Annotated in this window: 24 protein-coding genes; 12 read left to right on the top strand and 12 right to left on the bottom strand. The window is 70.5% G+C overall.

Annotation, left to right across the window (positions count from 1 at the left end; genetic code table 11):
• The first annotated feature begins 3 nt into the window (after nt 1–3).
• Nucleotides 4–519, top strand: a complete 516-nt coding sequence (locus ACVTJA_RS10840; RefSeq protein WP_465836155.1) for a GNAT family N-acetyltransferase — start codon at nt 4–6, stop codon at nt 517–519.
• Nucleotides 520–527: 8 nt separating this feature from the next.
• Here the strand turns inward: ACVTJA_RS10840 and ACVTJA_RS10835 are convergent, their stop codons facing one another.
• The 4 genes from ACVTJA_RS10835 to add all read right to left on the bottom strand — a co-directional run bounded on the left by ACVTJA_RS10835 (nt 528) and on the right by add (nt 4,705).
• Nucleotides 528–965 (bottom strand): hypothetical protein, encoded by a 438-nt coding sequence (locus tag ACVTJA_RS10835; protein ID WP_465836153.1) that lies wholly within the window; start codon nt 963–965, stop codon nt 528–530.
• A gap of 142 nt (nt 966–1,107) precedes the next feature.
• The gene (locus ACVTJA_RS10830; protein ID WP_465836151.1) at nt 1,108–2,535 is read right to left on the bottom strand and encodes an RtcB family protein; all 1,428 of its coding nucleotides are present in this window, start codon (nt 2,533–2,535) and stop codon (nt 1,108–1,110) included.
• Between the two features lie 161 nt (nt 2,536–2,696).
• The gene (locus tag ACVTJA_RS10825; RefSeq protein WP_465836149.1) at nt 2,697–3,476 is read right to left on the bottom strand and encodes an SDR family NAD(P)-dependent oxidoreductase; all 780 of its coding nucleotides are present in this window, start codon (nt 3,474–3,476) and stop codon (nt 2,697–2,699) included.
• Between the two features lie 68 nt (nt 3,477–3,544).
• Nucleotides 3,545–4,705, bottom strand: coding sequence for an adenosine deaminase (gene add / locus ACVTJA_RS10820; protein ID WP_465836148.1), 1,161 nt, complete (start codon nt 4,703–4,705; stop codon nt 3,545–3,547).
• A gap of 101 nt (nt 4,706–4,806) precedes the next feature.
• Here add and ACVTJA_RS10815 point away from each other — a divergent pair, with 101 nt between their 5' ends.
• Nucleotides 4,807–5,835, top strand: coding sequence for an outer membrane protein assembly factor BamB family protein (locus tag ACVTJA_RS10815; protein ID WP_465836146.1), 1,029 nt, complete (start codon nt 4,807–4,809; stop codon nt 5,833–5,835).
• Nucleotides 5,836–5,853: 18 nt separating this feature from the next.
• On the opposite strand, the gene ACVTJA_RS10810 is transcribed toward ACVTJA_RS10815, so the two are convergent.
• The gene (locus ACVTJA_RS10810) at nt 5,854–8,163 is read right to left on the bottom strand and encodes an ATP-dependent helicase (protein ID WP_465836144.1); all 2,310 of its coding nucleotides are present in this window, start codon (nt 8,161–8,163) and stop codon (nt 5,854–5,856) included.
• A 125-nt stretch (nt 8,164–8,288) separates the two neighbouring features.
• On the opposite strand from ACVTJA_RS10810, the gene ACVTJA_RS10805 reads away from it, so the two are divergent.
• From ACVTJA_RS10805 to ACVTJA_RS10790, 4 genes are all read left to right on the top strand, one after another.
• On the top strand, nt 8,289–8,777 hold the full coding sequence (locus ACVTJA_RS10805; RefSeq protein ID WP_465836143.1) for a PaaI family thioesterase: 489 nt from the start codon (nt 8,289–8,291) through the stop codon (nt 8,775–8,777).
• Nucleotides 8,778–8,903: 126 nt separating this feature from the next.
• Nucleotides 8,904–9,551 carry an RNA polymerase sigma factor gene (locus tag ACVTJA_RS10800; protein WP_465836142.1) on the top strand — a complete coding sequence of 216 codons (648 nt, stop codon included), beginning with the start codon at nt 8,904–8,906 and terminating at the stop codon, nt 9,549–9,551.
• Nucleotides 9,544–10,089, top strand: coding sequence for a zf-HC2 domain-containing protein (locus ACVTJA_RS10795; RefSeq protein WP_465836141.1), 546 nt, complete (start codon nt 9,544–9,546; stop codon nt 10,087–10,089). Before ACVTJA_RS10800 ends, ACVTJA_RS10795 begins: the two co-directional genes overlap by 8 nt.
• An 11-nt stretch (nt 10,090–10,100) precedes the next feature.
• Nucleotides 10,101–11,276, top strand: a complete 1,176-nt coding sequence (locus ACVTJA_RS10790) for an AraC family transcriptional regulator (RefSeq protein WP_465836139.1) — start codon at nt 10,101–10,103, stop codon at nt 11,274–11,276.
• Nucleotides 11,277–11,335: 59 nt separating this feature from the next.
• On the opposite strand, the gene ACVTJA_RS10785 is transcribed toward ACVTJA_RS10790, so the two are convergent.
• Entirely contained in the window at nt 11,336–12,520 is a 1,185-nt protein-coding gene (locus ACVTJA_RS10785; RefSeq protein ID WP_465836137.1) for a hypothetical protein, read from the bottom strand.
• Between the two features lie 46 nt (nt 12,521–12,566).
• A complete protein-coding gene (locus ACVTJA_RS10780) occupies nt 12,567–13,235 on the bottom strand; it encodes an RNA polymerase sigma factor (protein WP_465836135.1) in 669 nt (222 codons plus the stop codon).
• A gap of 411 nt (nt 13,236–13,646) precedes the next feature.
• Between ACVTJA_RS10780 and ACVTJA_RS10775 the strand changes: the two genes are divergently transcribed.
• The 4 genes from ACVTJA_RS10775 to ACVTJA_RS10760 all read left to right on the top strand — a co-directional run bounded on the left by ACVTJA_RS10775 (nt 13,647) and on the right by ACVTJA_RS10760 (nt 17,857).
• The gene (locus ACVTJA_RS10775) at nt 13,647–14,354 is read left to right on the top strand and encodes a metallophosphoesterase (protein ID WP_465836134.1); all 708 of its coding nucleotides are present in this window, start codon (nt 13,647–13,649) and stop codon (nt 14,352–14,354) included.
• Between the two features lie 303 nt (nt 14,355–14,657).
• Entirely contained in the window at nt 14,658–16,433 is a 1,776-nt protein-coding gene (locus tag ACVTJA_RS10770) for a VWA domain-containing protein (protein WP_465836132.1), read from the top strand.
• A gap of 36 nt (nt 16,434–16,469) precedes the next feature.
• Complete coding sequence (locus ACVTJA_RS10765) at nt 16,470–17,468, top strand: hypothetical protein (protein WP_465836131.1); 999 nt, start codon at nt 16,470–16,472, stop codon at nt 17,466–17,468.
• A 17-nt stretch (nt 17,469–17,485) separates the two neighbouring features.
• Nucleotides 17,486–17,857, top strand: coding sequence for a hypothetical protein (locus tag ACVTJA_RS10760; RefSeq protein WP_465836129.1), 372 nt, complete (start codon nt 17,486–17,488; stop codon nt 17,855–17,857).
• A 3-nt stretch (nt 17,858–17,860) separates the two neighbouring features.
• On the opposite strand, the gene ACVTJA_RS10755 is transcribed toward ACVTJA_RS10760, so the two are convergent.
• The 4 genes from ACVTJA_RS10755 to ACVTJA_RS10740 all read right to left on the bottom strand — a co-directional run bounded on the left by ACVTJA_RS10755 (nt 17,861) and on the right by ACVTJA_RS10740 (nt 22,212).
• Nucleotides 17,861–18,418, bottom strand: a complete 558-nt coding sequence (locus ACVTJA_RS10755) for a non-canonical purine NTP pyrophosphatase (RefSeq protein ID WP_465836127.1) — start codon at nt 18,416–18,418, stop codon at nt 17,861–17,863.
• A 15-nt stretch (nt 18,419–18,433) separates the two neighbouring features.
• Entirely contained in the window at nt 18,434–19,279 is an 846-nt protein-coding gene (locus tag ACVTJA_RS10750) for an SIR2 family protein (RefSeq protein WP_465836125.1), read from the bottom strand.
• Between the two features lie 2 nt (nt 19,280–19,281).
• Nucleotides 19,282–19,791: a DUF2267 domain-containing protein gene (locus ACVTJA_RS10745; RefSeq protein WP_465836123.1), complete on the bottom strand. Its 510-nt coding sequence runs from the start codon at nt 19,789–19,791 to the stop codon at nt 19,282–19,284.
• 108 nt (nt 19,792–19,899) lie between these two features.
• Nucleotides 19,900–22,212 (bottom strand): GMC family oxidoreductase N-terminal domain-containing protein, encoded by a 2,313-nt coding sequence (locus tag ACVTJA_RS10740; RefSeq protein WP_465836121.1) that lies wholly within the window; start codon nt 22,210–22,212, stop codon nt 19,900–19,902.
• A gap of 304 nt (nt 22,213–22,516) precedes the next feature.
• Here ACVTJA_RS10740 and ACVTJA_RS10735 point away from each other — a divergent pair, with 304 nt between their 5' ends.
• Complete coding sequence (locus ACVTJA_RS10735) at nt 22,517–22,996, top strand: hypothetical protein (protein WP_465836119.1); 480 nt, start codon at nt 22,517–22,519, stop codon at nt 22,994–22,996.
• A 21-nt stretch (nt 22,997–23,017) separates the two neighbouring features.
• Here the strand turns inward: ACVTJA_RS10735 and ACVTJA_RS10730 are convergent, their stop codons facing one another.
• Complete coding sequence (locus tag ACVTJA_RS10730; RefSeq protein ID WP_465836118.1) at nt 23,018–23,719, bottom strand: endonuclease V; 702 nt, start codon at nt 23,717–23,719, stop codon at nt 23,018–23,020.
• A 222-nt stretch (nt 23,720–23,941) separates the two neighbouring features.
• On the opposite strand from ACVTJA_RS10730, the gene ACVTJA_RS10725 reads away from it, so the two are divergent.
• Entirely contained in the window at nt 23,942–24,970 is a 1,029-nt protein-coding gene (locus tag ACVTJA_RS10725; protein WP_465836116.1) for a hypothetical protein, read from the top strand.
• Nucleotides 24,971–24,980: the final 10 nt, after the last annotated feature.

Below are 24,980 nucleotides of genomic sequence, written 5' to 3'. Positions count from 1 at the left end.
GCCATGGGTGCGGCGGAGGGACTCCACCTCAGGCCTGCGAGGGAGTCGGACCGGCGCACCCTGTGGCGCATCCACACGGAGGCGGTGCGGACGCTCTGCCAGGGCGTGTATGCGCCTCACGAGGTGAGCACCTGGGTGCGGCTGCTCCGGCCGGAAGGGTACCTCCGGCCGGACAAGCCCCGCACGGTGCTGGTGGCCGAGCGCGGCCGGCGCATCATCGGCTTCGGCCAGGTGGACACGCGCGCGGGCGAATTGGAGGCCCTCTACGTGGTGCCGGACGAGGTGGGCCACGGCGTGGGCTCCACGCTGCTGGCGGCGCTGGAGTCCGCGGCGTGGCACGTGGGCGTGCCGCTGCTGGGACTGGACGCGAGCCTCAACGCGGAGGCCTTCTACCGGCGCCACGGCTACGTGTGGATGCACGCGGCCCGGCGCCCGCTCACGCCCGACGTGCAGCTGGCGTGCGTGAGGATGCAGAAGCGGAGGCCGGCCGCCTACCGTGAGGAGCCGGCCTCGCGCTGAGCGCGGCTTCAGGTGAAGGCGGCGCGGACTTCCGGCTTGCGCAGCACGACGATGGCCCAGATGCCCACCGGGATACCGATGCAGCAGCAGGAGCCGATGCAGGGAATGCAGGCGATGATGGCCGCGGCCAGCGACATGCCGTAGTTGCGCAGGTTCTTCATCTGGAGCGCGCCGAAGAAGATGATGGCGCTCAAGACGAGCAGGGGCACGGAGCTGAGCGCGGAGGACTGGCTCTGCTGGGCGGCGAGCTGGTCGCGCAGGTCCGCGGGGAGGCTCGGGTTGTTGATGAGCGTGTTCATCAACGCCGGTGTGAAGAAGCTCGTCACCGCGAGCAGGATGCCGATGGCGGAAATCACCATCAGCAGGATTGCGGGCAGCGCAACGGCCTCGCGGGCCTGCGCGGGCGAGCCCCCGGGCGACATCGGTGTGCCGAAGTTGTTCTCCATGCTCTCCCCTCGAATGACATGCGTGGTGCGCGGGCACCGGCCCGGGCGCGTGCATTCCACCCGGAGAACGGCGGGCACGCCAAGCTAAATGACGTGCCCGCCAGGAGAAACGCGTCCGAGGCCGACTTTCCGGCCCCGCGCGTCACGCCTTGAACGTCAGCAGGGGCGAAAGCCTCGCCACCTCGCGGACGATGCCGGCCTCCACCTGCGAGTCCACCACGGGACGGATGGGCTTGTAGGCCGCGGGCGCTTCCTCCACCCGCCGCTCGGCCCGGAGGCTGATGCAGTCCACCCCGGTGAGGCCCAGCGCCGCCTCGCTCTGGTTCGCCCCACCCCGCCCCATGCTGAAGCGCGAGCGCGCCCGCCCCGCCCCGTGCGACGCGGACTCCAGCGACTTCGCGTCGCCGCACCCCACCATGAGGAAGGACGTGGCGCCCATGGAGCCGGGGATGATGACGGGCTGCTCCTCGCCCGCCGGGCAGGCGCCCTTGCGCGCCAGCCACCCGCCCTCGTACGGGAGCGTGAGGTTGTGCGGCACGTCGTAGACGAGCGGGGCCTCCACCTCGCCGAACAGCTCGCGCAGCGTCTGGCGCAGCAGCTCCGCCAGCAGCAGCCGGTTGAGGAAGGCGTAGTTGGCGGCGGTGGCCTCGGCCTCCAGGTACTCGGCCACGAGACGCTCGTCGCCCAGCGGGAGGATGCCGCTGTCCGGGAAGGGCTGCCCCTCCGGCCACGCCTTGCGCGCCCGCTCCTGCCAGGCCACGCCCACGTGCTTGCCCACGTCGCGGCTGCCGGAGTGAATCATGAACGCGAGCTGTCCCTCGCGCACGCCCCACTGCCAGGCCCGCGCACGGTCCTCCACGGCCTCCACGCGCTGCACCTCGACGAAGTGGTTGCCTCCGCCGATGGTGGCCAGCCCCGCGTCGCGCACCACGCCCTCGCGGGTGAAGATGTCCGGCGCCCAGGACGGGTTGCCCTTCAGCGCGCCGCCGAGGTGGATGCGCTCCACCTCCGCGTCGAGCTGCGGCAGGTCCGAGCGGGCCGCGCAGCCCAGCGGGCGTTCCAGCGTCTCCAGCAGCCAGCCGGGGATGCCGTCGCGCAGCAGGGCCTCCGAGGCACGCGAGGACATGGCCACGTCCCGCGTGCCGAAGAAGTAGTGGCCCTTCATCCGCTCCACGAAGGCGTCTCGCTTCGCGAGGAAGGCGTCCACGGTGAGGTCCGCGACGTGCAGGCGCATGCCGCAGTTGATGTCGGTGCCGATGGCGCCGGGGACGACGAGATTCCGCGTCGTGTGCAGCACCGAGCCGATGGCCACGCCGGAGTCACCGGGGTGGAAGTCGGGGGTGGCGCGCACGCGCAGCACCTGGCCGCCGCCCGGGTGCTTCAGGGCAGCGAGGTTGGCGAGTTGCCGGAAGGCCTTGCCCTCCACGGGCAGGTCCGGCGGGAGGAGCACCTCGGCGGGCGGCGCATTGGCGTCACCCAGGAGGCGCACGGAGTAGAGGCGACCGTCATAGGTCACCTCGAGCCCCTCACGGGCAAGCGCCCGCAGGAGCCGATTCAGGTTCGGCTGCATGACCCAGCTCAGGAATGGCCCGGCTCGCACACGCATGCGCGGTACCAGGGGACGTGACGGATGAGATGGTGGGACCAGGGTTCAGCAGCCGCGGTCGCCGGAACGGCCCGAAGGCCGTCCTCACCGTGCACGGACGGGAGCGGGGGCGTTTCCTGACGGGACTACACGGAGGCGGACAAACCACCGTCCACGTTGATGGCGGTGCCGCTGACGTAGCCACCGCGCGGGGACAGCAGGAAGGCGACGAGGTCCGCGAACTCCTCGGCCTTGCCCACGCGGCCCAGGGGGATTCCGGCGTGGCGAGCCATCTCCGTCTGGAAGGACTCCACCGGCTTGCCCACCTCCTGGGCCCGGCGCACCCACTGGCCGCTCTCGATGATGCCCACCAGCACGGCATTCACGCGGACGCCATGCGGGCCGAACTCTTTCGACAGCGCCTTCGTCAACGCCATGCCCGCGGCGCGCGACACCGACGACGGCGTGGAGTGCGCCCCCGGCGTCTTCCCAGCGATGGCCAACACGTTGACGATGGAGCCACCGCCGGCCTCACGCATCAGCGGCAGCGCCTGCCGCGCGGCGCGCACGGCGGCGAAGAGCTTGAGGTTGAGGTCCTCCTCCCACTCCACGTCCGTCACCGACATGAAGGGCCGCGCCGCCGCGGTGCCCGCGTTGTTCACCAGCGCGTCCACCCGCCCGAAGCGCGCGTGCGCCGCGTCCACGAAGTGCTCCACCTGCCAGGCCTTGGACACGTCGGCCTGGACGGTGAGCACGTCCCCGCCCTCGGCGCGCAGGGAGGCCGCGGTGGCCTCCAGGCGCTCGACGCCCCGCGCGCAGAGCGCCACCTTCGCGCCCTCCCGGACGAGCCTCCGGGCCACCGCCGCCCCCAGCCCGTCCGAGCCCCCCGTCACCAGCACCACCTTGCCACCGAGCTCCAGGTCCACGTGTCCTCTCCTTCGCTGGCGCCAGGCTTGGACGTGCTGGCGCCTCCTCGCGCGAGGAAGCTACGCCATCACGCCGGCTGCTTCATCGCCGTCCGCTTCTTGTCGAAGGCGGCCAGCGTCGTCGCAATCTCCTGGTTGACGGCGCGCAGCATGTCCTGCTTCTCGCGGAACGGCAGGAAGGCGCTCTTGAAGCCGGAGACGATGACGGTGGTCAGGTCCTCCAGCGACAGGCCCAGCTCCTTGTGCGCCACCCACAGCTCCTTCGTCACCGTGGTGTCGGTGATGAGGCGGTTGTCGGTGTTGATGGTCACCCGCAGGCCGTAGTCGAAGTAGAACTTCAGCGGGTGCGCGGCCAGGCTGGACACCGCGCCCGTCTGCACGTTGGACGTGGGGCAGACCTCCAAGGGGATGCGGTGGTCGTTGACGTAGTTGAGGAGGTCCCCGTCCTCGCGCAGGCGCGTGCCATGGCCGATACGGTGCGCGCCCAGGTTGTGGATGGCCTGGGAGATGGACTCGGGGCCGTAGGCCTCGCCCGCGTGCGCGGTGCAGTTGACGTTGTTCTTGAGGATGAGCTGGAAGGCGTCGCGGTGGTCCTTGGCGGGGAAGCTCGCCTCGGCGCCGGCGAGGTCGAAGCCGATGACGCCGCGGTTCTTGTAGGCCACGGACAGCTCGGCCAGGCGCATGGACGTCTGCGGGTTGATGTGGCGGATGCCGCAGACGATGACGCCGCACTTGATGCCCGTCTCGCGCTTGGCGGCGCGCAGGCCCTCCAGCACCGAGTCGATGACGGTGGTCATCTTCAGGCCCTTCTGGAGATGGAGCGCGGGGGAGTAGCGCACCTCCAGCCAGCGCACGTTCTCCGCGGCGGCGTCCACCGCCAGCTCGTACGCGGAGCGGTAGAGCGCGTCCGCCGTCTGGAGCACGGAGAGCGTCACGTCGAAGGCGACGAGGTACTCCTCCAGGCTCTTGCACACCTCGCCCATGTGGATGGCCTTGGCGAGGCCGTCCTCGGTGTCGGCGGGCAGCTTCACCTTCTGCTGCTCGGCCAGCTCCAGAATCGTCTTCACCCGCATGGAGCCGTCGAGGTGGCAGTGCAGGTCCGTCTTGGGGAGCGCGAGGAGCAATTCCTCCGTCACCGCCAGCGTCGGGGGCGGCACGAAGTCCGTCCGCCGGGCGGAGGAGGGGATGCCGGTCGCGCTGGGAAACTCGTCTTCACGAATGGTAGGCATGGTCGAAGTTCCTTCCTTGCGCCATCCTCCAAACCATGTCGCCCCGCGCCTGTCCATGCACGCCCCTGCTGCCAGCCCTGGCGCTGACACTGGTGGCGGCCGTGGGGTGCCGGGAGCCCGCGGATTCGGCCTTCCGGTATTCCACCGACGCGTCGTCTCGCGCCGGGCTGGCCGCCGTGGCGGATGGCGTCATCACCGGCAACGAGGCCGGCGTGGTGGTGCGGTTGGACCGGGACGGACGCGTGGTGTGGCGGGTGTCGCTCGGCCGGGAGGTGGCCACACGGCCCGTGGTGGTGGGCGACAGCGTCATCGTAGGCACCGTGGCGGGTGACGTGGTGCGTCTGGGACTGGAGGACGGCGCGGAGCGCTGGCGCGTCACGGGCGAGCCTCCCGTCCTCACTCCTGGTGTGACGGACGAGGCACGGACCTCCGTGTACTTCGTGGCCCCGGATGGCGCCGTGCGCGCGCACGCGGTGGACACGGGAAAGGTGCGTTGGCGCTCCGCCGCTCCGAAGGCCACCGGGCCCGCGCCGGACAGTCCCCGCGGCCTTCCGGCCCCCGTGCTGGCGGAAGGGCTCCTGGTGGTGGCGCGGGGGAGCACGGGGCTGGTGGCCCTGTCCATGGGCGACGGGACGCAGGCCTGGGCGCGGGACGTGCGGGACGTGGTGGGGCTGGAGGCGTGGCGGGACGCCGTCTACGTGAGCATGCGGCCGGGGCGGCTCCTGGCGCTGCGGGTGAAGGACGGCAGCCCCCTGTGGGAGCAGTCCATGGCCGACGGCCTCACGAGTCCCCCGGCCATGGCGCTGGGGACGCTGTGGGTCGGGGCCGGGGGGACATCCCCCACGCTGCTGGGCGTGGACCGGGAGAATGGCCGGGAGGTGGCGCGCGTCACCCTGCCCGACCCGCTCCTCTCGCGAGTGACGCCGATTCGCGGGGAGTTGCTGCTCGTGCCCACCGCCGGGCGCGACGGGCGGCTCCTCGCGCTGAAGCCGCCCGCGTGGGAACGCGCCTTCGCGCTGCGCACGGACACGCCGCTGCGCACCGCGCCCGTGGTGCTGGGCGACGAGTTCTTCGTGCTGGGGCTCGACGGGCGGGTGATGGCGTGGCGGCTGAAGCCTCCGGAGGAGTGAGCGCCGTCAGGCCCGGAGTCACCCCGGAATCAGGAAGCGGGCGATGACGCGCTTGAGGCCCACGCCTCCGCCGAACTCCACGGTGACTTTCGCATTCGGCCCGCTGCCGTCCGTGGACACCACGCGGCCGGTGCCGAACTGCTCGTGACGCACGCGCATGCCGCGCACGTCCCCCGTCACGCCGTCCATGTCCGACGCCTGCGAGTACGAGCGGTCGATGCGCGGCCCGTCGTCCTCGTCCCACGTGCGCTTGCGCGGGGCCACCGCGGCGGGCCGGGGCGGCTCGGGCACGTCCTGCTCGCTGATGCCGAAGAGCGCCGGGGGCACGTCGCGCAGGAAGCGGCTGGGTGGGTTGTAGCGAAGCTCACCGAACAGCGAGCGGCACTGCGCGAGACTCACGAAGAGCCGCTTGCGCGCACGCGTGAAGCCCACGTAGCAGAGGCGCCGCTCCTCGGCCATGTCCTCGCTGTCGTCCGGGTCCTCGCCCTTGAGGGCGCGCGAGTGCGGGAAGACTCCGTCCTCCAGGCCGGTGAGGAACACCGCGTCGAACTCCAGGCCCTTCGCCGCGTGCAGCGTCATCAGCGCCACCCGGCCATCCCCCACCTCCGCGTCCGCCTCGCCCACCAGCGAAATCTGCTCCAGGAAGGCCTGCAGCGGAGGCGTGTCCGCCGTCAGCGGCGCCGCGTCCACCTCCGCAGGCACCTCCGCCGGAGCGTTCTGCGCGGCCTGCACCGCCGCGGCCGCGCGATTCAGGTCGAACTCCTGCGCGGCGCCCAGGAACTCCTTCAGGTTCTCCGCGCGCGTCTGCGACTCGTCGCTGCCCTCGGCCACGAGCGTCTCCACGAGCTTCGTCTCGCGCAGCATCTCGTCCACCGCGCTCGCCGCGTCCTTCGCGTCCTTCGCGAAGGAGGCCAGCGAGGACAGCAGGTTGCGGAAGACCTTCAGCCGCTTCACCGCCGTGGAGTTGAGCGAGGGAATCTCCTCCGGCTGCGCCAGCACCTCGTACAGGCTCACGCCCTTCTCGTTGGCGTGGTCCGTCAGCCGCTCCACCGTGGTGTCGCCGATACCGCGCGCGGGCGTGTTGATGATGCGCAGCAGGTCCGCGTCCGAGCGCGGATTCACCATCAGCCGCAGGTACGCGGATGCGTCGCGCACCTCCGCCCGGTCATAGAAGCTGCGCCCGCTCACCAGCGTGTACGGGATGCGCGCCAGCCGCAGCGCCTCTTCCAGCACGCGGCTCTGCGCGTTCACCCGGTAGAACACCGCCATGCTGGAGAACTTGATGAAGCCCTCCCGCTGGAGCGCCAGAATCTGCCGCGCCACCTCCTGCGCCTCCGCGCGCTCGTCGCGGTTGAGCAGCAGGCTCAGCGTCTCGCCCTTCTGCCGGTCCGACCAGAGCTTCTTCGGCATGCGCCGCGTGTTCTTGCTGATGACCTCGTGCGCGGCCGTGAGGATGTTCTGGTCCGAGCGGTAGTTCTGCTCGAGCTTCACCACCTTCGCGCCCGGGTACTGCTGGGGGAACTCGAGGATGTTGTCCACGTTGGCGCCGCGCCAGCGGTAGATGGACTGGTCGTCGTCACCCACCACCACCAGGTTCGCCGACGGCGGCGGCGCGAGCTGCTTGAGCAGCGCGTACTGCACGGGGTTGGTGTCCTGGAACTCGTCCACCAGCACGTGGTGGAAGCGGCGCCGGTAGTTCTCCAGCACGTCCGGCCGCGTGCGGAACAGCGTCACCAGCAGGAGCAGCAAATCTCCGAAGTCCACCGCGTTCGCCGTGCGCAGGCGCTCCTGGTAGGCCGCGTACACCTTGCGGATGAGCTGGCCGCGCTCGTCGCCCGGCTCCACCTGCATGTGCTCTGGCAGGCGCGCCGCGTTCTTCTCCTGGTCGATGCGGTGCAGGATTTCGCGCGGCTGCATGGGCACCTCGATGCCCGCGTCGCGCATGGCCCGCTTCACCACGTTGAGCTGGTCCCCGTCGTCGTAGATGACGAACGAGCGGGTGAGGCCCACGTGCTCCGCCTCGCGCCGCAGAATCAGGGCCGCCGACGAGTGGAAGGTGCTCACCACCAGGTCGTTCGCCTGGGAGCCGAGCAGTTGGGTGAGGCGCTCGCGCATCTCCCGCGCGGCCTTGTTCGTGAAGGTGACGGCGAGGATGCGCCACGGGAAGACGCGGCGGACCATCACCAGGTGCGCCACCCGGCGGGTGATGACGCGCGTCTTGCCGCTGCCGGCGCCCGACAGGACGAGCAGGGGACCGTCGCCGTGCAGCACGGCCTCGCGCTGGGGCGGGTTCAGGTCTTCGAGGAGGACGGATTCGTGGGGGTTCACGGAGGACTCGAAAGGGAACCCCTGCTTCTAACGTCTTTCCTCCTCCGGTGGGCGTCCTTCCACCACGCACGCCTCCGCCTGCCCGGTCCCCCTGCGGCGGGCGCTCGGGTATAAGTGGACAGCACATGTCCGACACCCCGTCCGGCCCCCCCTCCCGGCTGCCCGCCCAGGCCGACCTGGACCGCTACGCCGAGCAGTTCAACCGCAGCCTCACCCTGCGTCACTTCGGTGCGCACCTGTCGTTTCCGGAGGGAAGGAAAGTGCTCGTCACCGTCCCCGAGCTCCGCCCCGAGCACCGCGGGGGCCTGGGCAGCGGCGCGGCCGTCAACGGCCTGACGCTCGCGGCCATGTTCGACCTCGCCATCGGCTGCAGCGGCGCCCTGGTGGACCCCAGCCGCCGCTGCGCCACCGTGCAGCTGTCCATGAACTTCGAGCGCGCCGTCACCGGCGACGTCTGCCGCGTGGAGGCGGAGGTCAGCAACAAGAGCGTCTCCCTCCTCTTCGCCACCGCCCGCGCCTACGACAGCCAGGGCCGCGAGTGCGCCCGCTGCCAGGGCGTGGTGAAGCTGTCCAACCTCCCCTGGCCCAACGGCGAGAGCCCCGCCTCGAACTGACCTTTGCCCACCCCGCCCCACATCCTCCCGACACCCGCCGACGATATGTCCGCCACGGACACACGTTACCCCGGCACCGGGGAGCAGACCCTTCCCGGAGACGCCTCAGAGCGACGGGAAGACGGCATGAGTGCAGCCGTGCAGGGCCTGCGGATGACGCTTCGGATGCCAAAGGAAGCCGAGGAGCCAGTGGAAGCCGAAGCGCCGCGCGTGGGGGATGAGGAGACCCTGTCGCGGCGCGCGCTGGCCGGCGACCGGGCGGCCTGGGACGCGTTGGTGGCACGCCACCACCGGCGTGTCGTGGTATCGCTGCTCGCAAAAGGCGTCCGGGTGGACCGGGCGCATGAGCTGGCCCAGGAGACGTGGGCGCGGCTCATCCAACAACAGCAGCGGGGGCTGCTGACGGAGCTGCGTCTGCCCAACCTCGCGCTCACCCAGGCGGCCTTCCTGGCCGCGGACGATGCCCGCCGCTCCCGGCGGGAGTCCATCTCCGGGGCGGTGGAGGAGCTGCCGGAGCGGCAGCACCCGGTGGACCCTTCCGTGTCCGCGGAGCGTCGACTCCTCTCGGAGGAGCAGCTCTCGCGTGCCCATGCCGCGCTGGCGCAGGTGTCGCCCAGCGCCAGAACCGTCTTCCTCCTGGCCTGTGACGGCCAGGAGCTTCCCCATGCCGAAGTCGCCGCGCGGGTCGGCCTGTCCGTCCAGCGTGTCCGACAGATCCTGTGCGAGGTCCGCAAGAAGCTGCGGTCCGCGCTCGAGGAGGAGACCCATGCTTAAGCCCCACCTGACCCGCGACTCCGCGGAGCAATACATCCTGGGGGCGCTGTCACCCGAGGCCTCGGCCGCGCTGGAGGCGCACACGCTCGAATGCGAGCCGTGCGCGCGCCTGCTGCAGGAGGAGGCCGTCCTCTCCGAGCAGCTCGAGGAGGTGGCCCAGGCGTTCCCTCGGGAGGACCGCGTCATCCGCCCCGCCCGCTGGCACGTGCGGCGCGCGGCGGCGGGCGCGGTCGGCGCGGCGCTCGCGGCGGCGGCGTCGCTGGCCCTGGTCCTGCTGCCCGGCGGCCGCGGCCACCACCCATCCGGCGGCGGCGCCGGCGCTCTGACTTCGCCCGCGCTGGAGCTGGAGGTGAATGTGCCGCAGGCCATCGTCGTCGCATGCCCGGACCTGGCCACCCAGGACTCATGCACGGCGAAGGCGGCGGAGCGCGGGCTGCTCGTCCAGAATCCCTGGGGCACGGGCGAGGTGCCGCGCTATGAGGCCCGCACCGGCCTCCCCGAGGGTGCGCTGAGCGCGCGCCATCCCGTGTCGCTGTGAGGACCCACGTCATGGACTTCCGGAAGAAACTCGCCGCCCTGCTGCTCGCGCTGGCCGCCACCGCGGCCGGGGCGCAGCCGTCGGGCAGCGCCCAGAAGCTGCCCGTGGGCTGGTACGTCACGGAGAGCGCGCCCAAGCGCTACGAGGCGGGAGTGGACACTGCCTCCACCTGCGAGGGCTCGCGCAGCGCCTATCTCCGCTCGCTGACGCAGGACGAGAACGGCTACGGCACCTTCATGCAGGTCTTCGGCGCGCAGGACTACCGCGGCAAGCGGCTGCGCTTCTCCGCCATGGTGCGCATCAAGGACGTGGACGGCTGGGCCGGCCTGTGGATGCGCGTGGAGGGGCCGGACGCGAAGCAGCCCCTCGCCTTCGACAACATGCAGTCGCGCGCCCTCGTGGGCACCGCCGGCTGCAAGCGCTACGACGTGGTGCTGGACGTGCCGAAAGAGGCCACCGCCATCATGGCGGGCCTCATCATGAGCGGCACCGGCCAGGCCTGGCTGGACGGCGTGCGCTTCGAGATGGTGGACGCCGCGGTGCCGGTGACGGACCTCCTGGCCTCGCGCCCCGTGGTGGCCTCCACCGGCCCCGCCGGCCTGGATGACGAGCCCTTCCCCGTGGCGAAGAACGACCAGGTGCCCATGGGCCGCGTGGGCGACGTCTGGTTCAACCATGGCCGCGTCGCCACGGACAAGCCGTACACCAAGCGCAAGGACGGCGTCTGGGTGAGCATCCTCTCCGAGGAAATCTACGAGCACGGCATCGAGGTGACGGGCACCTATGGCCAGCGCGCGGTGGACCTGAAGGTGAAGGCGGGCGGGCCCAAGACGCTCGTCGACGGGACGTGGGGCGGAGAGCCGGTGAACATCCTCATCTCGCCGGAGAAGCTCGTCATGCGCTGGGGCCGTCTCACGCGCGAGCTGCCGCGCGACAAGAGCCCGCAGGTGGACGCCACGTGCAACCGCTACCAGGTCAGCGAGGGGCCCCGCGTGACGGACCAGATTGACGTGTGCGGCGCGGCGCTGAGCACCCGCCCGCCGACGGCGCAGCTCGTGGTGGCCCTGCTGGCCAACGGCTTCCGCGCCACGCTGCCGCCGCAGACGTTCCCCATTCCGCAGCCGCCGGTGCGCAGCCGGCAGGCGCTCGACACCGAGCGCGGCGTCAACGGCACCGACTCCCCGTGAGTGCGAGGGGCCCGTGTCTCACGGGCCCCGTCATCCGGAGCCGCAGTCCTTCTCTTCAGTCAGAAGGAGAAGTCGCGCTCCAGCGTCTCACTGCCCGCCTGCACCGAGAGGTGGGCAGAGTGCGCGCCGGTGGAGGACGCCGTCGTCAAATCGAAGGAGATGCCCTCGGGCCCACTCGTGGGCTTCAGCGAGGGCCGGCCGGGACTGAGGAACACCGCCGCCGTCACCGCGCGGCCCGACAGGGGCTGCACCAGGAGGCGGACGCGCTGGCGCTCGCGCACCAGCACCACTCGGAAGTCGCGACGCTCGTCGAGTACTTCGCGCTGCTCCGGGTGACGTGCCGCGGACGGACGATGCGACACCGGAGCGCGGGAGCTGCGCGCGGCGCGGCCCACGGCGCCCTCCTCCAGCTCCATGTCGAGGGCCTCGTCAATCGCCTCTTCGCCCTCGCCCAGCGCCAGCACGGCCTGGGCGCACTCGCCGCAGCGGGCCGTATGCGCGTCGACTTTGGAGCGCTCGTCCTCGGACATCAGCCCCATGTCGAAGCGCCAGAGGTCGTCCGCGGTGAGGTGACGGCGCGGGGGCGCATCCACGGGCGCCGCATCCGCCATGTCCGCGCGGCAATCAACGCAATCCTGGAGGTGAGCGGTCAGTGTCTGGGGCTGCCCCGTCCAGGTGGCCACCAGGTCATCGCAGCCGGCCCGGGCGGAGAACCACCAGGCCGTGTCCTGCTCGGCGGGCTCGAGAAGGTCGCGCTCCTGCCGACGCTGCGGATTCAACGGGATGAACCAACGGGCTCTCGGGCGGAGTGATGAGTCCAACGTCCCGAGCGCGGCGAGATATGAATCTCGGAGCTGCGCGGAGTCACCCTGAAGTCCGCCATGAAGTGCCTCCCAGGCGGCCAGTGCGCGGGCGGCGGAGGCGGCCCTGTCGCGGGCGGCGATTCCCTCCATCGCCGAGGCCCTCCACATCTCCGCCTCTTCCCCCCCATCCAGCGCAACTTCGACAGCTTCTTCCGCGGCCCTCAACAGCACCGGCTGCAACGACTGCGGCTTCTGGGCCTTCAACCACGCTTCGACCTGGGGACGACCCAATCCACGAAGAGCTGCGTCCACACCTTCGATACCGACCCGAGAAGAGCGCCGCAGCAAATCTCCCGCAACCTCCAGAACTTCACCGGGAGATGACTTCGTCGAGGACAGCACGGAGCGGCGGGCGGAATAGCGGGACAGTACGTCGTTCATGGATTGAATCCTCCTGGGTAACCCGGGGTATGGCCGGGAAGGAGGCTCACGCTTCCTCCCCTTGCGTCTCGCGCTGGAGATCCAGCAGGTAGAGCTTGAGGTAGGCCTGCGCGCGGCTGACGCGCTTGTAGGAGTTGACCACCGTGATGTTCAGGCGCCGAGCACATTCCTCGTGATCCTCGACGTCTTCGTGGTGGTACAGCTCCCAGGCAGAGGCCTCCTTCGGATGCTCCTGCTGGAGTCGGGCAAATGCGGCCCAATACAGCTCCTGAGCCTCGGCGCGCTCCTCGCGACGCTTGCCTGCCTCGACAGCGCGGGCCACCTCGGAGGGCGGTTCCTCCATGGCGTCATCGGGGTCTGACGGAGGCGCCGCGAGCTCCTCGCGGTGCCGCCGGTAGAAGTCGATGGCCACGTGCTTGACGATGCGCAGGAAGAACGTCTTGGGAGACGCACTCCGGCCGGGCATCTGTTCAGAGACGCCCCGGAACTGGTCCAGGCCGCGGTCGATGAACTTCCCCACCGCGTCCTGGAAGAGCTCGTCCGCGTCCGCCGGGGAACCGCGGCCGTAGCTCGCCTGAATCTTGCTGATGACATAGCGCGCGGGGCGGCCCCACCGGTCCACCAACGAACCGAGGGGGCCCCCGACGGGCTCGCCAGCGGCGCGGCGGCGGACCACCTCCGCGAACAATTCGTCATCCGTGAGCTGCTCGTACACCGGAAGGACCTGAGGCCTGCGCCGGGAGTCCCCTCCCGGGAGATGGGGTTACAGGGATGTGGCGCGGCAAGGTACCACGTTGGCATCCGCAGGCAGCCTCCGAGACGAAACCTTCAACCTCCAGGGGGCCGACGCCCCCCGCGCCTTTTTCCTGACAAAATGTCTCTCGGGGCCATCTAAGGAGGAAAACGCGCCCGGCCCCCCGGAAATGGCCCCGTCAGGAACGCCAGAAAGCCGCGTCCCTGCCCGCATCGCTTTCGAGCGCCCGGCCGAAGCGGCCCTACAAGCCGTGGTTCGACTCCACGCATCTACCCCGGTAGGTGAAAGTCGGCGGTCCGACACTGACCTGTCACGTCAGCATCAACCGGCTTCTTCACTCGGGCGCTCAATCTCTTTCCGGAGTCCCGTGTCATGTCCGCCCGCACCATCGTCATCGGAGACCTCCATGGCTGCCTCGACGAGGCCCTGGAGCTGCTCGACACGGTCGGGGCCACCTCCAGCGACCGCATCATCTTCGCGGGGGACCTGGTGGACCGGGGCCCGAAGCGGCGCGAGTGCGTGGAGCTGGCCATGCGGCACGAGGCCATCCTCGGCAACCACGAGGAGAAGCACCTCCAGCAGCGCCGCCGGCCGGACGAGCGCCTGCTGCCGGACCACCTCGAGACGCGCCGTGTCCTCGACCCGGAGCACTACGACTGGATGGCGGGCCTGCCCCACTTCATCCGTCTGCCGGAGCACAACGCCATCGTCGTCCACGCCGGCATGCTGCCCGACCGGACGGTCGAGGCGCAGGACCCCTACCACCTGCTCCACGTGCAGTGCATCCAGCCGCCGTCCACCAAGAGCTTCTGGCCCTCCAAGGCGCCCGAAGGGTGGACATTCTGGACGCACCACTGGAAGGGCCCGGAGCGGGTCATCTTCGGCCACACCGTCTTCGACAAGCCGCTCGTCACCGAGCACGCGGTGGGTATCGACACCGGCTGCGTGTACGGCCGCTCACTGACGGCCGTGGTGCTCCCCACCTGGGAGCTCGTCTCGGTGCCGGCCCGGAATGCATACCGGGGCGGCAAAGACGTGGCGAAGTTCCCGGTGCACGGCGACGTGTGCGTCTACTCGTGAGCACCTGACAGCTTTCGCGCCCGGCCGACGGGGTCCTACACGCAAAGAGGTGCGGGTTCGAATCCCGCCAGCCGCTCCATGCGGCTGTAGCTCAATGGGAGAGCGCTGGATTTGGGATCCAGAGGTTCAACCGGCCTCGTCACTCAGGCGCGTCTTTTCCTCTCTCTTCACCACTTCCACGCGCGTGCCTTCGCTGACGTGAAGGGCGCACGTGAGAACCACGCGCGGTGCACTCCCCTCGCCCCTCACGCGAGAGGTCCGCCCCGCGCCTGACCCGCGGCACGTCCCGAAAGGGGGACACCCATGACGAACCCGACGCAGAACACGAACCTGTTGCCCGAGGCGCAGCGCGGCCCTGCCGAGCGGCTGCTGGACCTGGTGCTCGGGGGCTCGGCGCACCTGTGGCACAACCGGCCCGGGCTGGACGTGAATGGCACGTGGTACGCGGCGGCGCACGCCACCCCGGCGCAGAAGGCCGCGGGCCGGCCGGTGAAGCCGGGCCTCTTCGTGCCGGCGGCGGTGCGGCTGTACCGGCAGCTGCTGGACATCTACAAGCTCAACGCGGAGCTGATGGCGCACTTCGCGTCGTACGCGCTGACGCAGACGGACTGGCGTGACCTGAAGGTGGCCACGTGCGCGCTCATGCTGGTGCAGGAGCACGCGGGCCAGCCCGTGCGCGACGACCACGGCCAGGTCGCGTTCCACGACGACGACTGGCGCGCCATCGGCGAGGCCATGGTGCTCCACTACGAGCGCAAGTCCACGCGCATGCTGACGCCCAAGGCGGTGCTGCGGGTGGCGGAGCTGCTCGAGCAGCCGGAAATCGCGCGCCTCAACCGCGAGGCGGGCTTCGGTGACCCCGCGTCCCGCAAGGCGCCGCTGGGCCGCTGGAAGCGCGTGGCGTCCAAGTGGCTGGCGGCGCGTGAGGCCAACCTGCCGATGCTCCAGGGTCTGGTGAAGGCCGGGTACAAGGAGACGCTGAAGAAGCTGGCGCGCAAGGCGGGCTACAAGCCGGCCACGCAGGGCTTCTTCGAGGTGCTCGGCTGGAAGCAGAAGCAGTCCGCGCAGGGGCACCGCACGGTGGGCCTGAGCGGCCTGACGCTGGTCAAGCGCGAGCGCTTCGACGGCCTGTCCGAGGCGGAGATCTGCGAGTGGGTCGAGCACGAGCGCCTCTCCTACAAGGAGGTCGTGGGCCGGCTGCCGAAGGACGTGGGGATGACGCCGGCCATCATGGCGGCCCTGCTCCCGTCCCTGTCGGACAGGGACTTGCGCCTGATGACGCCGACGCTCGAGGAGCTGGGGCTGTTGGCGGAGCCCACGGTGCGTGCGCGCTGGGAGAAGGCCGTGCAGACGGCGACGGACCAGCGGGCGCTGAACATCGCGAAGAACGTCCGCAGCGAGGTGCTGCGTCAGAAGCTGGAGGAGGCGAGCGACAACGCGGCACGCAACGCGGTGGCGGAGGCGACGGCGGAGACCGACGTGAGGGTGATGTTCCTCATCGACAAGTCGGGCTCCATGGAGGGGGCCATCGAGAACTCGAAGGAGGCGCTGGCGCGCATCCTCGCGGGCTTCCCGATGGAGAAGCTGCACATCGCGGCGTTCGACACGATGGGCACGGTGCTGAAGCCGAAGGCGGCCAACCGCACCGCCGTCCAGCACATGCTGGCCGGGCTGAAGGCGGCGGGCGGCACGACGCACGCGGCCGCGTTGCAGGCACTGCACCGCGACGGCGTGAGGGTGCCGGAGGGGGCGAAGCTGGTGGTCATCGTGGTGGGCGACGAGGCGGGCGAGGCGGGTGACCAGTTCGCCCGGGCGTTCCGCGACTTCGGCTACACCGTGGCGGCCATGGCGTTGCTGGTCTCCGTGGCGGGTGCGCGCGGCAACACGGTGCGCACGTGCGCGGGGCAGCTGAAGGTGCCGTTCAGCGAGGTGAACGTGGACCAGTTCGCGGACCCCTACCAGGTGCCGCGCGTGCTGAAGGCGCTGCTGGACGCGCCGGCGGCACAGGGCGTGGCCACCACCGTGCAGTCCGGGTGGGTGGAGCGCGTCATGCGCACGCCGCTGCTGAAGGTGGCGTGACGTCACAGCGGTTGCAGTGAGGAAGGAGGAGGCGGCGTGGACTACCGGAAGTTCCTCGGGAAGGTGGAGTCGGCGGTGCTGCCGTACTTTGGCGGCGGCACCGTGGATGCCCCCTCGCGCCGCCTCCGTGTCGCCACCCCGGTCCGCCCGGGGTGGTGGCGCTTCGAGGTGCAGGGTCGCGTGGCGACGGCGCGCGAGCCGGCCGGGCCGGAGGGCCTGGACGGGCTGCCGCGCGTGCGGGGTCATGTGTGGGGCAGCCGGCTGGTGCGCGAGGGCGCGGTGGCCGAGCCCATGGAGTTGATGCCGGAGGAGGAGCCACCGCGGCTGGCGCTGGTGAGCGCCCGGCGGTGGCATGACGGCTCGCTGCTGTTCGACGGGCTGGAGTTCGAGGGCGAGGCGGAGGACGCGGCGCGCCGCGCGCTGGAGGAGGGCCAGTCCCTCTCTGATGCGAAGGGCGTGAGCGCGGCGCTGCGGGCGGCGTTCGGCTACGCGTTGCTGGAGGGGGCGTCTCGGGCGCTGGCCATCCGCTTCGCGCCGGCCGAGGTGCGTGCGCGGGTGCTGGACGTGGCGGAGGGCGGCCGCGCGAAGGCGGAGGAGTGCCTGCGTCACCTGGTGACCGAGCGCGAGGCGCATCTGCGCGCGCAGGCAGTGCAGGTGGCGCGGACGCGGGAGGAGCGCGAGGCGGCGGAGGCGCGGGTGTACGCGACGCAGGTGCTGGCCGAGGCACAGCGCCGGGCGGGGCGGCATGGGCGGCGTGGGGTGCAGGAGGATGGCGTGGAGCGAGCGGAGCGGGCGCTTCACAGCGCGGGCGCGCGGGTGCGCGACGTGCGGCGGCTGGGCGGCAATCGGTTGGAGGTGACGTATGCCTTCATGGGCGAGCGCTTCATCTCCATCGTGGATTCCCAGTCGCTGCAGGTGGTGGACGCGGGCGTATGCCTCGCGGGCGCGGACAGCGAGGTGACGCTGGAGAGCCTGCCGTCCGTCATCCGCGAGGCCATCGACACGGGCGTGCTGGTGATTACGCGGCACGCGTAGACGGGAGGGAGGAAGTCATGACGACGCGAGAGGTGTGCCTGCTCATCGGCCGGGACGGCGACGTGCTGTGGAGCGACGCGTCCGACAATCCGTTCCTCCTGCCGGACTCTCGCGAGCGGTGGGAGGCCATCTGGCAGAACCGGGCGGAGCTGGAGGAGGTGGCGCACAGCCACCCCGAGGGCCCGCTCGGCTTCTCCGCCGAGGACGAGAGCACCATGTCCGCGATCACCTCCGCGCTCGGGCGCACGCTGCGGTTCTCCGTGGTGGCGCCCGGGGGCATGGTGGCGCGCGTGGACGGGCGCGATGTGCTCCTCTCCGAGGAGCCATGGTGGGCGGAGCCCCTGCGCCGCGCGTCCGGCATGCGCCGCGAGCCGATGGCCCTGGCCTGACGGTCAGAGGCCGAGCTCCTTCTTCAGCTCGGCATAGGCGAGCCCCGCGGCGGAGAGGCTCAGCTTGTCGTCCAGCGAGGCCTCTGCAATCTCCGCGAAGGTCTTCGTGTGCCCCTTGGGAATGAAGATGGGGTCCCAATGGAAGCCGCCCTTGCCGCGCGGTGCATCCGCCAGCGTCCCCTCCACTTCCTTGAGAATCACCTTCCGCTGCCTGCCATCGCAGAAGCAGACCGCGGACTGGAGCATCACCCGCTTGCGGTCGGAACGGACCAGCTCGCAGAGCCTTCCCCCGAGCGTCTCCCAGAATGGCCGGATGAGTGTCCCCGGAAGCCCGCCGAGGTCTTCGATACCGAAGGCACCATGCTCGACGATGATGGGGTACCGGACCCGGGCGTAGGCCGCCGCGGCCTTGTTCAGGATGAGCGTCCTCAGGTCCGTCTCGAGAATCTCGACGACGCCCGTGCGCACCTTGACGAAGCCCAGCTTCGACGAGCCCTGGAAGAAGTGCTCGACCTCGCGGAGCTTGTTGGCATTCGACGTGAGGTAATAGGCAGTCTTCATTCCCGTCCCCTTCACTCACCCGCCGATGCACTTCAGGAGCTCCGCGACACTCGCGGTCTTGTCCTCCGGGTCGAGCTGGATGACGTCGATGTTCCACTGCTCGAGCAGCATCGGCTGGACCGGCCCGGAGCCATGCGTGGCGAAGAAACACTTGCGAGGCTTCATCGGCACGCGGCTTCCTGCCTGGCTGCGCTGGCGGAGCTGGTGCATGCGGTACCAGATGTAGCGGATGTTCAGGTCGCTGAAGCTGTAGCCGATGAACAGGAAGCTGTGGCTGAGCAGGTCCGCCCGCAGCCGCTGGTCCGCGGCATCCTCCAGGGCCATCCGCTCGAAGAAGCTGCTCTCCGACAGGACGATGGTGTTGCGCATCTCCAGCGTGCCGTGGAACTTGATGACATCGCAGGCACCGGCCTCCTTCTCGTCCTGGAAGTCCACGAAGGAGGCCAGCACTGCGACCTTCCTGCCCGCTTCCCTGAGCGCGCACTCGATGTGCCAGTCGAAGTTGGTCGTGTAGATGGTGTGCCACCGGTCCAGGCGGGCCAGGGCCTTGTGCGTGGGAGAGTCCTTGCGGAGCTGCGCGGCCTCCTCCGAGTTGAACTTCCGCGCCATGCCATAGACGAGGCGCTCGAAGTTGTTCGGGTGCGCCACGGCGAAGAACTCCGCGAGCTGCTCGGCGCTGCCATGCTTCATGAACAGCTCCGGCTCGAAGCCCAGTGGCTCCGCCATGGCCGCGATGAGCTCGCTCCAGTCCGGCAGGTTCAGCGGCTTGGAGAAGCCCGCGCCCAGGAAGGGAATGAGCCGGCCTTCCCGGTACTCCTGCTGGAGCAACGGCGCGGCCTGGGCCAGTTCGAGGACGGCCATGGTCAGATGGCCCGGCCCCAGAGGTCCCGCAGGTCGTGCGGGAGCTGGGACATCACGTCCTCCGCCTCGCCCTCGGAAATCTGGTCGCGGAGCGCGTCCAGCACCGCGCGCACCACCGGCTCCACCGCGTCGGGGTTGAGCGACAAATCCTCGCCCACGCGCTTCAGCAGGTGCTCGCGGCCGAACTTCTCCGGCAGCTCCTCTTCGTGCCGCTCACAGCGGTGCAGCAAATCGGTCAGCTTGCGTGGAAGCTGGGCCTCCAGGTCGGCCGCCTCCTCCAAGAAGATGCGCTGCTCCAGCGCGCACAACACGGACACGGCGGCCTGCTGGGCCACTGCGGGGGACATGCCTCCCCGCTCGCAGAGGTGGTTGAGGAAGGCCTTGTACGTCTGGCTGGCGCGAGCCTCGCTCCGCCGGGCGCGCCGGACCTCGAGCGGGAGGTCACGACGGCTGGTCGGCCGCTCGTCTTCCTGCGGGGCGCCCTTTCCCTGCTGCCTGGGGTCATCGGCCATGGGGTGTCATTCCTCCGGGGCTGCTGTCTGGGCATCACGGTGCCCACGCACTCCCGGAGGAGCACGCCCGAAGCCTTCAGGCACCGGGCGCGTTCGCCTCCCCGGCCGCTACGCCGCCTTGCGCACGTAGGTGTCGAAGAGCGTGCCGAAGAAGAAGCGCCCGAAGCGGGCCAGCGCCGCCAGCCGCTGCGCCGGCTCCTTCGCGTGCAGCACCCGCAGCGTGGAGAGCTGCACCGTGAAGTCCTTCGCATTCAGCCGCAGGAAGCCACGGTACACGCACGGCCCCGACGCGTCCGCGCCCCGGTACACGGAGACGAGCAGCCGCGTGGTGTCCACCCAGAGGTCCGGGCCCGCGTCGTCGTGGACGTCCTTGTAGCCGTCCAGGAAGTAGCGCTCGCCCGACTCGGAGACGAGCGGGAGCTGGTAGCGCATCTGCCGTCCGCCCGGGCGGGCCTGGTCCCTCGTCATCAGGTGCAGCACGCCTCCCTCCACCGTCAGCGGGCGGGAGGACAGCATCGGCGCCTGCACGCAGCCAGACATGCTCAGCGGGTGCAGCGGGTGGGCGAACAGCGCCTCCAAATCACTCGCCTCCACCGTGACGATGAAGCGGAAGGGCGAGGTGTCCGGCCGCTCCGGGTCGCCCGCGCGCAGGAAGTCCTCGTCCACCGCTTCGGAGATGTAGCCGTACATCGTCTCGGTGAACTGCACGGACAGCGGTCGCGCCGGCAGCGGGGCCGGGCCTTCCGAGACAGGCGAGTAGTCCACCGTCCACCCGTAGCGCCGCGCCATCAGCGCCACGCAGCGCTCCGCCACCGCGGAGATGGTGAGCAGCGGATTGGTGCCCAGCGGTCTCGGAACCACCGAGCCGTCGCTGACGTAGAGCCCCTCGTGCACGCCCGTGCCGGACGCGTCCGAGAAGAGGCGGCCCTCGTGGTCCACCACGCCCTCCTCCGCGCGCTCGCCCATGGCGCAGCCGCCGAGCGGGTGGGTGCACAGCAGCTCGTGCCCCGTGAGCTTGCTCCACAGCGGGTTGCGCACGAAGGTGCCGCCCAGCGCCTCGGTGGCGCGGCGCAGGCGCTCGTCCACGCGCGTGAAGACGGGCTGGAGCCCCGCGTCCGGCCAGTACACGCGCGCCCGGTCTCCCGCCAGCCGCAGCTCGCCGCGACCGTCGTCGTGCGACATGACCAGGAACGTCTGCGTATTCCGCATGGCCCCGAAGTACGGCCCGCGCAGCGCGCTCTCCGCCATGCGCGCCATCTCCTCCAGCCTGTCCTTGATGCCGCGGTCCGTGTCCTCTCCGGAGACGGCCGAGGCCGCCGCGAGCAGCGCCGTCACCGGCCGGGCCATGGCCCCGGGGATGACGCCGTTCTCGATGACCATGCCGTCTTCCTGATTCGGCGTGGCCCGGTCGTCGATGATGCCGCTGATGGTGGGGCCCACCGGCTCCAGCGTGTCGTGCGGCTTGTCCCCGTGCCCCACGCCGTTGATGGTGACGTCCGTGTTGTAGCCGAAGGCCATCACGTCGCCGTTGTTGCTGAAGCGCTTGCCGAGCTGGTCCGACAGCGGCAGCCCCAGCGCCTTCGAGCGCAGCAGGATTTCCGTCGTGCCCACCGTGCCCGCCGCGAGGATGACCCGGTCCGCGGTCAGCCACAGGTCCGGCGCGTCGAAGCGCTCGCGGCCCGCGTTCATCGGCCGGTAGTAGACGCGCCAGCGCCCGCCGTCGCGCGCGAGGTGACGCACGCCCACCTCGGTGAAGATGCGGGCCCCGTGGCGCACGGCGTCCGGCAGGTAGTTCATCAGCACCGAGTTCTTCGCGCCGACGTTGCAGCCCGTCATGCAGTCACCGCACAGCGAGCACCCCGGCTGGCGCACTCCGGCGGCGTTGATGCCCGGCTCGAAGGTCACCGCCAGCGGCGGACGGCGGAAGGTGCCGCCCAGCTTCTTCGCGGCGCGCTCCAGCGCGTGCAGCGTGGCCAGCGGCGGCGCGGACTCCGGGTAGGGCATGGGGCGCAGCATGTGCTCCGCCCAGGCGAAGCCGTCCTCCAGCAGGCCCTCCACGTCGTCGCGCAGCGCCTGGGGCCAGCGCGTGTCGAGGAAGACGCGCGGGTCCGGCCGCAGGGCCACGCTGGCGTTGATGAGGGACGTGCCGCCCAGGCCGCACCCGTTGACGACGGAGACGTCCCCGCCCCGGTGCACCTCGAAGAGGCCGGTGGGGTTGCCCACGTCCAGGCCACTCTCGGGGTCGAAGTGGACTTGCAGCTCCTTGAAGAACTCGGACTCGGTGCGGGGGTAGTCGCCGGGCAGCAACTCGCGGCCGCGCTCCAACACACAGACCTGTTGCCCCGCCCGCGCCAGGCGGCTGGCGCTGATGGCGCCTCCATACCCCGAGCCCACCACCACGACGGAGTAATGGGACTGCAAGTCGCTCCAAGGTGACGACAGCCTGCGCATCGACGCTCCCAATGGCTTCTCCCGCCCGCTTCCGCCCCTCACTCGCCCGTGGTGCTACAGCCAGTGCAGGCAGGCGTGGAAGGGCAGCCGGGGAGACAGACGCCCGAGCCGCCAATTCTTGGGCTCTCAGGCCCCCCTGCCCTCGTCCTGGACATAGAAGGGCTTCTGGCTTCGGTCAAAATCCGTCCGCTGGCGTTCACTCGACGTGCGGGCCCCCTGTGCGGCGCTCACGCGGTGGTCCACGCTGCCTGCCTCACGTCCAGGAGGACACTGCATGTCATTCGAGGCACGCCCGCCGACTGAAGCCGAGACGCCGCCGCAACAGGCTCCGGCCGAGCTCGCCACCACCGTGCTGACGCCCACCGATGAGGGCGCGGTGAGCCGGCGTTCACCGGGCAAGTCGGGGCCGTCCACCCGCAAGGGCCGCACCGCCGCGAAGCGCAAGCCGGAGGCGAAGACGCCCCGCGGTGCGAAGAAGGCGGCGAAGAAGGCCACCCCCGGTCAGGGCACCCGGAAGCGCAGCGCCGCGGCGGCCAAGAAGAGCGGCGGCTGGAAGGCCGGACCGAGCGTGGCGGGCCGCAAGCCGAGCGCCGCGCAGAAGAAGGCCACCAAGAAGACGCCCGCGCGCAAGGGCACCGCCGCCCGGACGAAGCGCGCGGCCACGAAGCGCACCGGCGGCACGCCGACCCGCACGGGCAGGGGCACTCGCACCGGCAGCGCCCGCACGCCCGGGGCTCGCGGCGGACGGCGCTAGCAGTTCTTCACGCTGGCACCCCTATTCCAACTCCGCCGCCTCTCCACCCGCGCGGCGGAGCGCGTTGACGAGCCGGTGTGCATGCCGCGTCGTCTCCGGCTCGCGGTACTTCGGGCTCATCTTCAGCACCAGCTCCACCGCGGTGGGCAAATCCATCAGGTGGCCCGGCGACACGTACACGGGCTGTACGCCCTTGCGCGTGCGCACCGCCATGCCCACCACCTCGCCCTTGTGGGTGATGGGCGCGGTGGAGCCTCGCGCGTCGCCCAGCTTCCCGTACGTCCCCACCAGCAGTGACTTCGCGCAGCCGACGGAGGGCACGCCGAACAGCAGCCCCCCGTGACAGGCAATGCCCATGCGCCTCGGGTGCGCCGTGCCCTGCCCGTCGAAGATGACCACGTCCGGCCGCACCGTGAGCCGCTCCCACGCGGCCTTCACGATGGGCAGCTCTCGGAACGACAGCAGGCCGGGCACGTAGGGGAACGTCAGCGTCACCGCCGCGCCCGCCTGCGCCACCGGCGCCAGCGAGGCCGCGTCCAGCACGACGAGGCCGCCGAAGCCGGTGTCGTTCCCCTTCTCCGTGGAGATGTCCGCGCCCGCCACGCGCTCCACCTTCAGCCCCGCCGGAGGCTTCAGCACCAGCAGCTCGCGAAGCCGTTTCTGCAGCGCCACCGCCTCCGTGGGCGTGACGTCCCAGCGGCCCACCTCTGATTGAAGCTCCATGCGCGTGGCCCTCCCGGCACTCCCGCTGAATCTGCCCCTTCCCCACACCGAGGCAACCCATCACGTCAGGTGCTTCACACCCGACCGTGGACTACCGGACGCGACGCTGCCCTCCGGGGCAAATCCCCTGTCGCCTGCCCACTCAGCCCCAGGGGCCCCCTCTTGTGGTTGTCAGGGATGGCGGGCGTAGCGTGGTTCCTCCCAAGTACGGGGGAGGTCTTGATGCGACGATTTCTCGCAGGCTGTCTCGCAGTGTCCGCGCTGGTGCTCGCCCACTCCGCCCACGCGTCCGATTGTGGCTACACCGCCGCCGGCTGGAACGCCCCGAATGGCGCGGTGGTGTTCGACCGGGGAGAAGGCCCCATCCGCAACGTGATGGACGCCATCGGCGAGTACCGCACGCACTCCATGCTCTCCCACGGCACCATCGGCGCCGCGTCCCACGCCACCATGGAGGACCCGGACCAGAACAGCTGGCCCACCGTCTGTGGGACGCCGCTCAACGTGAATCAATTGCAATACGGCTACCCGGGCCTGGAGCAGGTCAACCAGGGCGGCATCTACCATTACATGTACGACCCGGACGGCAGCGGCCCCGAGTGGACCGCGTGGCAGCTCGGCGACGCCATGGGCGCGGCCCAGGTGGCGGACGCGATGTGGTTCAACCACCCGTACGTCAGCGACACGTCACGCGTGGACTCGGGCCAGTACATCGACCGGCCGCTGTGGAATGGCCAGCGGGTGCCCTACTCGCTCTTCCAGTACCGAGACCTCGAGACGGTGAACCAGATGCCGGGCAGCGCGGCGAACAACGGCATGGTGTGCTCCACCTTCCTCGCCTACGCGCACCACTACGCGGGCCGGGGCTACGTCTCCGCGTACACGTACTCGCATGACCGCATCGCCAACGCGTCCAACTCGCTCTACACGGGCGTTTACAACCACTGCAAGGCATCGCTCGGGTGGTTCGAGAACGCGGCGCTGACGGTCATCTGCCCCATCTTCTGGAACGTGTGCGGTAACGCCGGCAACCAGGTGGCCAACTGCATGTCCACCAACCGCTGCGACACGAGCAGCAGCAGCATCTGGAAGGGCGTGCGGGACAACGCCTCCACCACCGCCACGTCCGTCAGCCCGGACCGCGTCGGCGGTTGGGGCGTCCACCCCATCTCTTCCACGCTGTGGGCGAGCGACTACTCGCACCAGCTCCAGTGGAACTCGGGCGGCAACGTGTACGGCTGCTGGCAGTAACGGAAAGGCA

This window comes from Pyxidicoccus sp. M6 (assembly GCF_055568925.1).
Note: the sequence above shows the minus strand (reverse complement) of the source record. Positions and strands in the feature narration are given on the sequence as shown.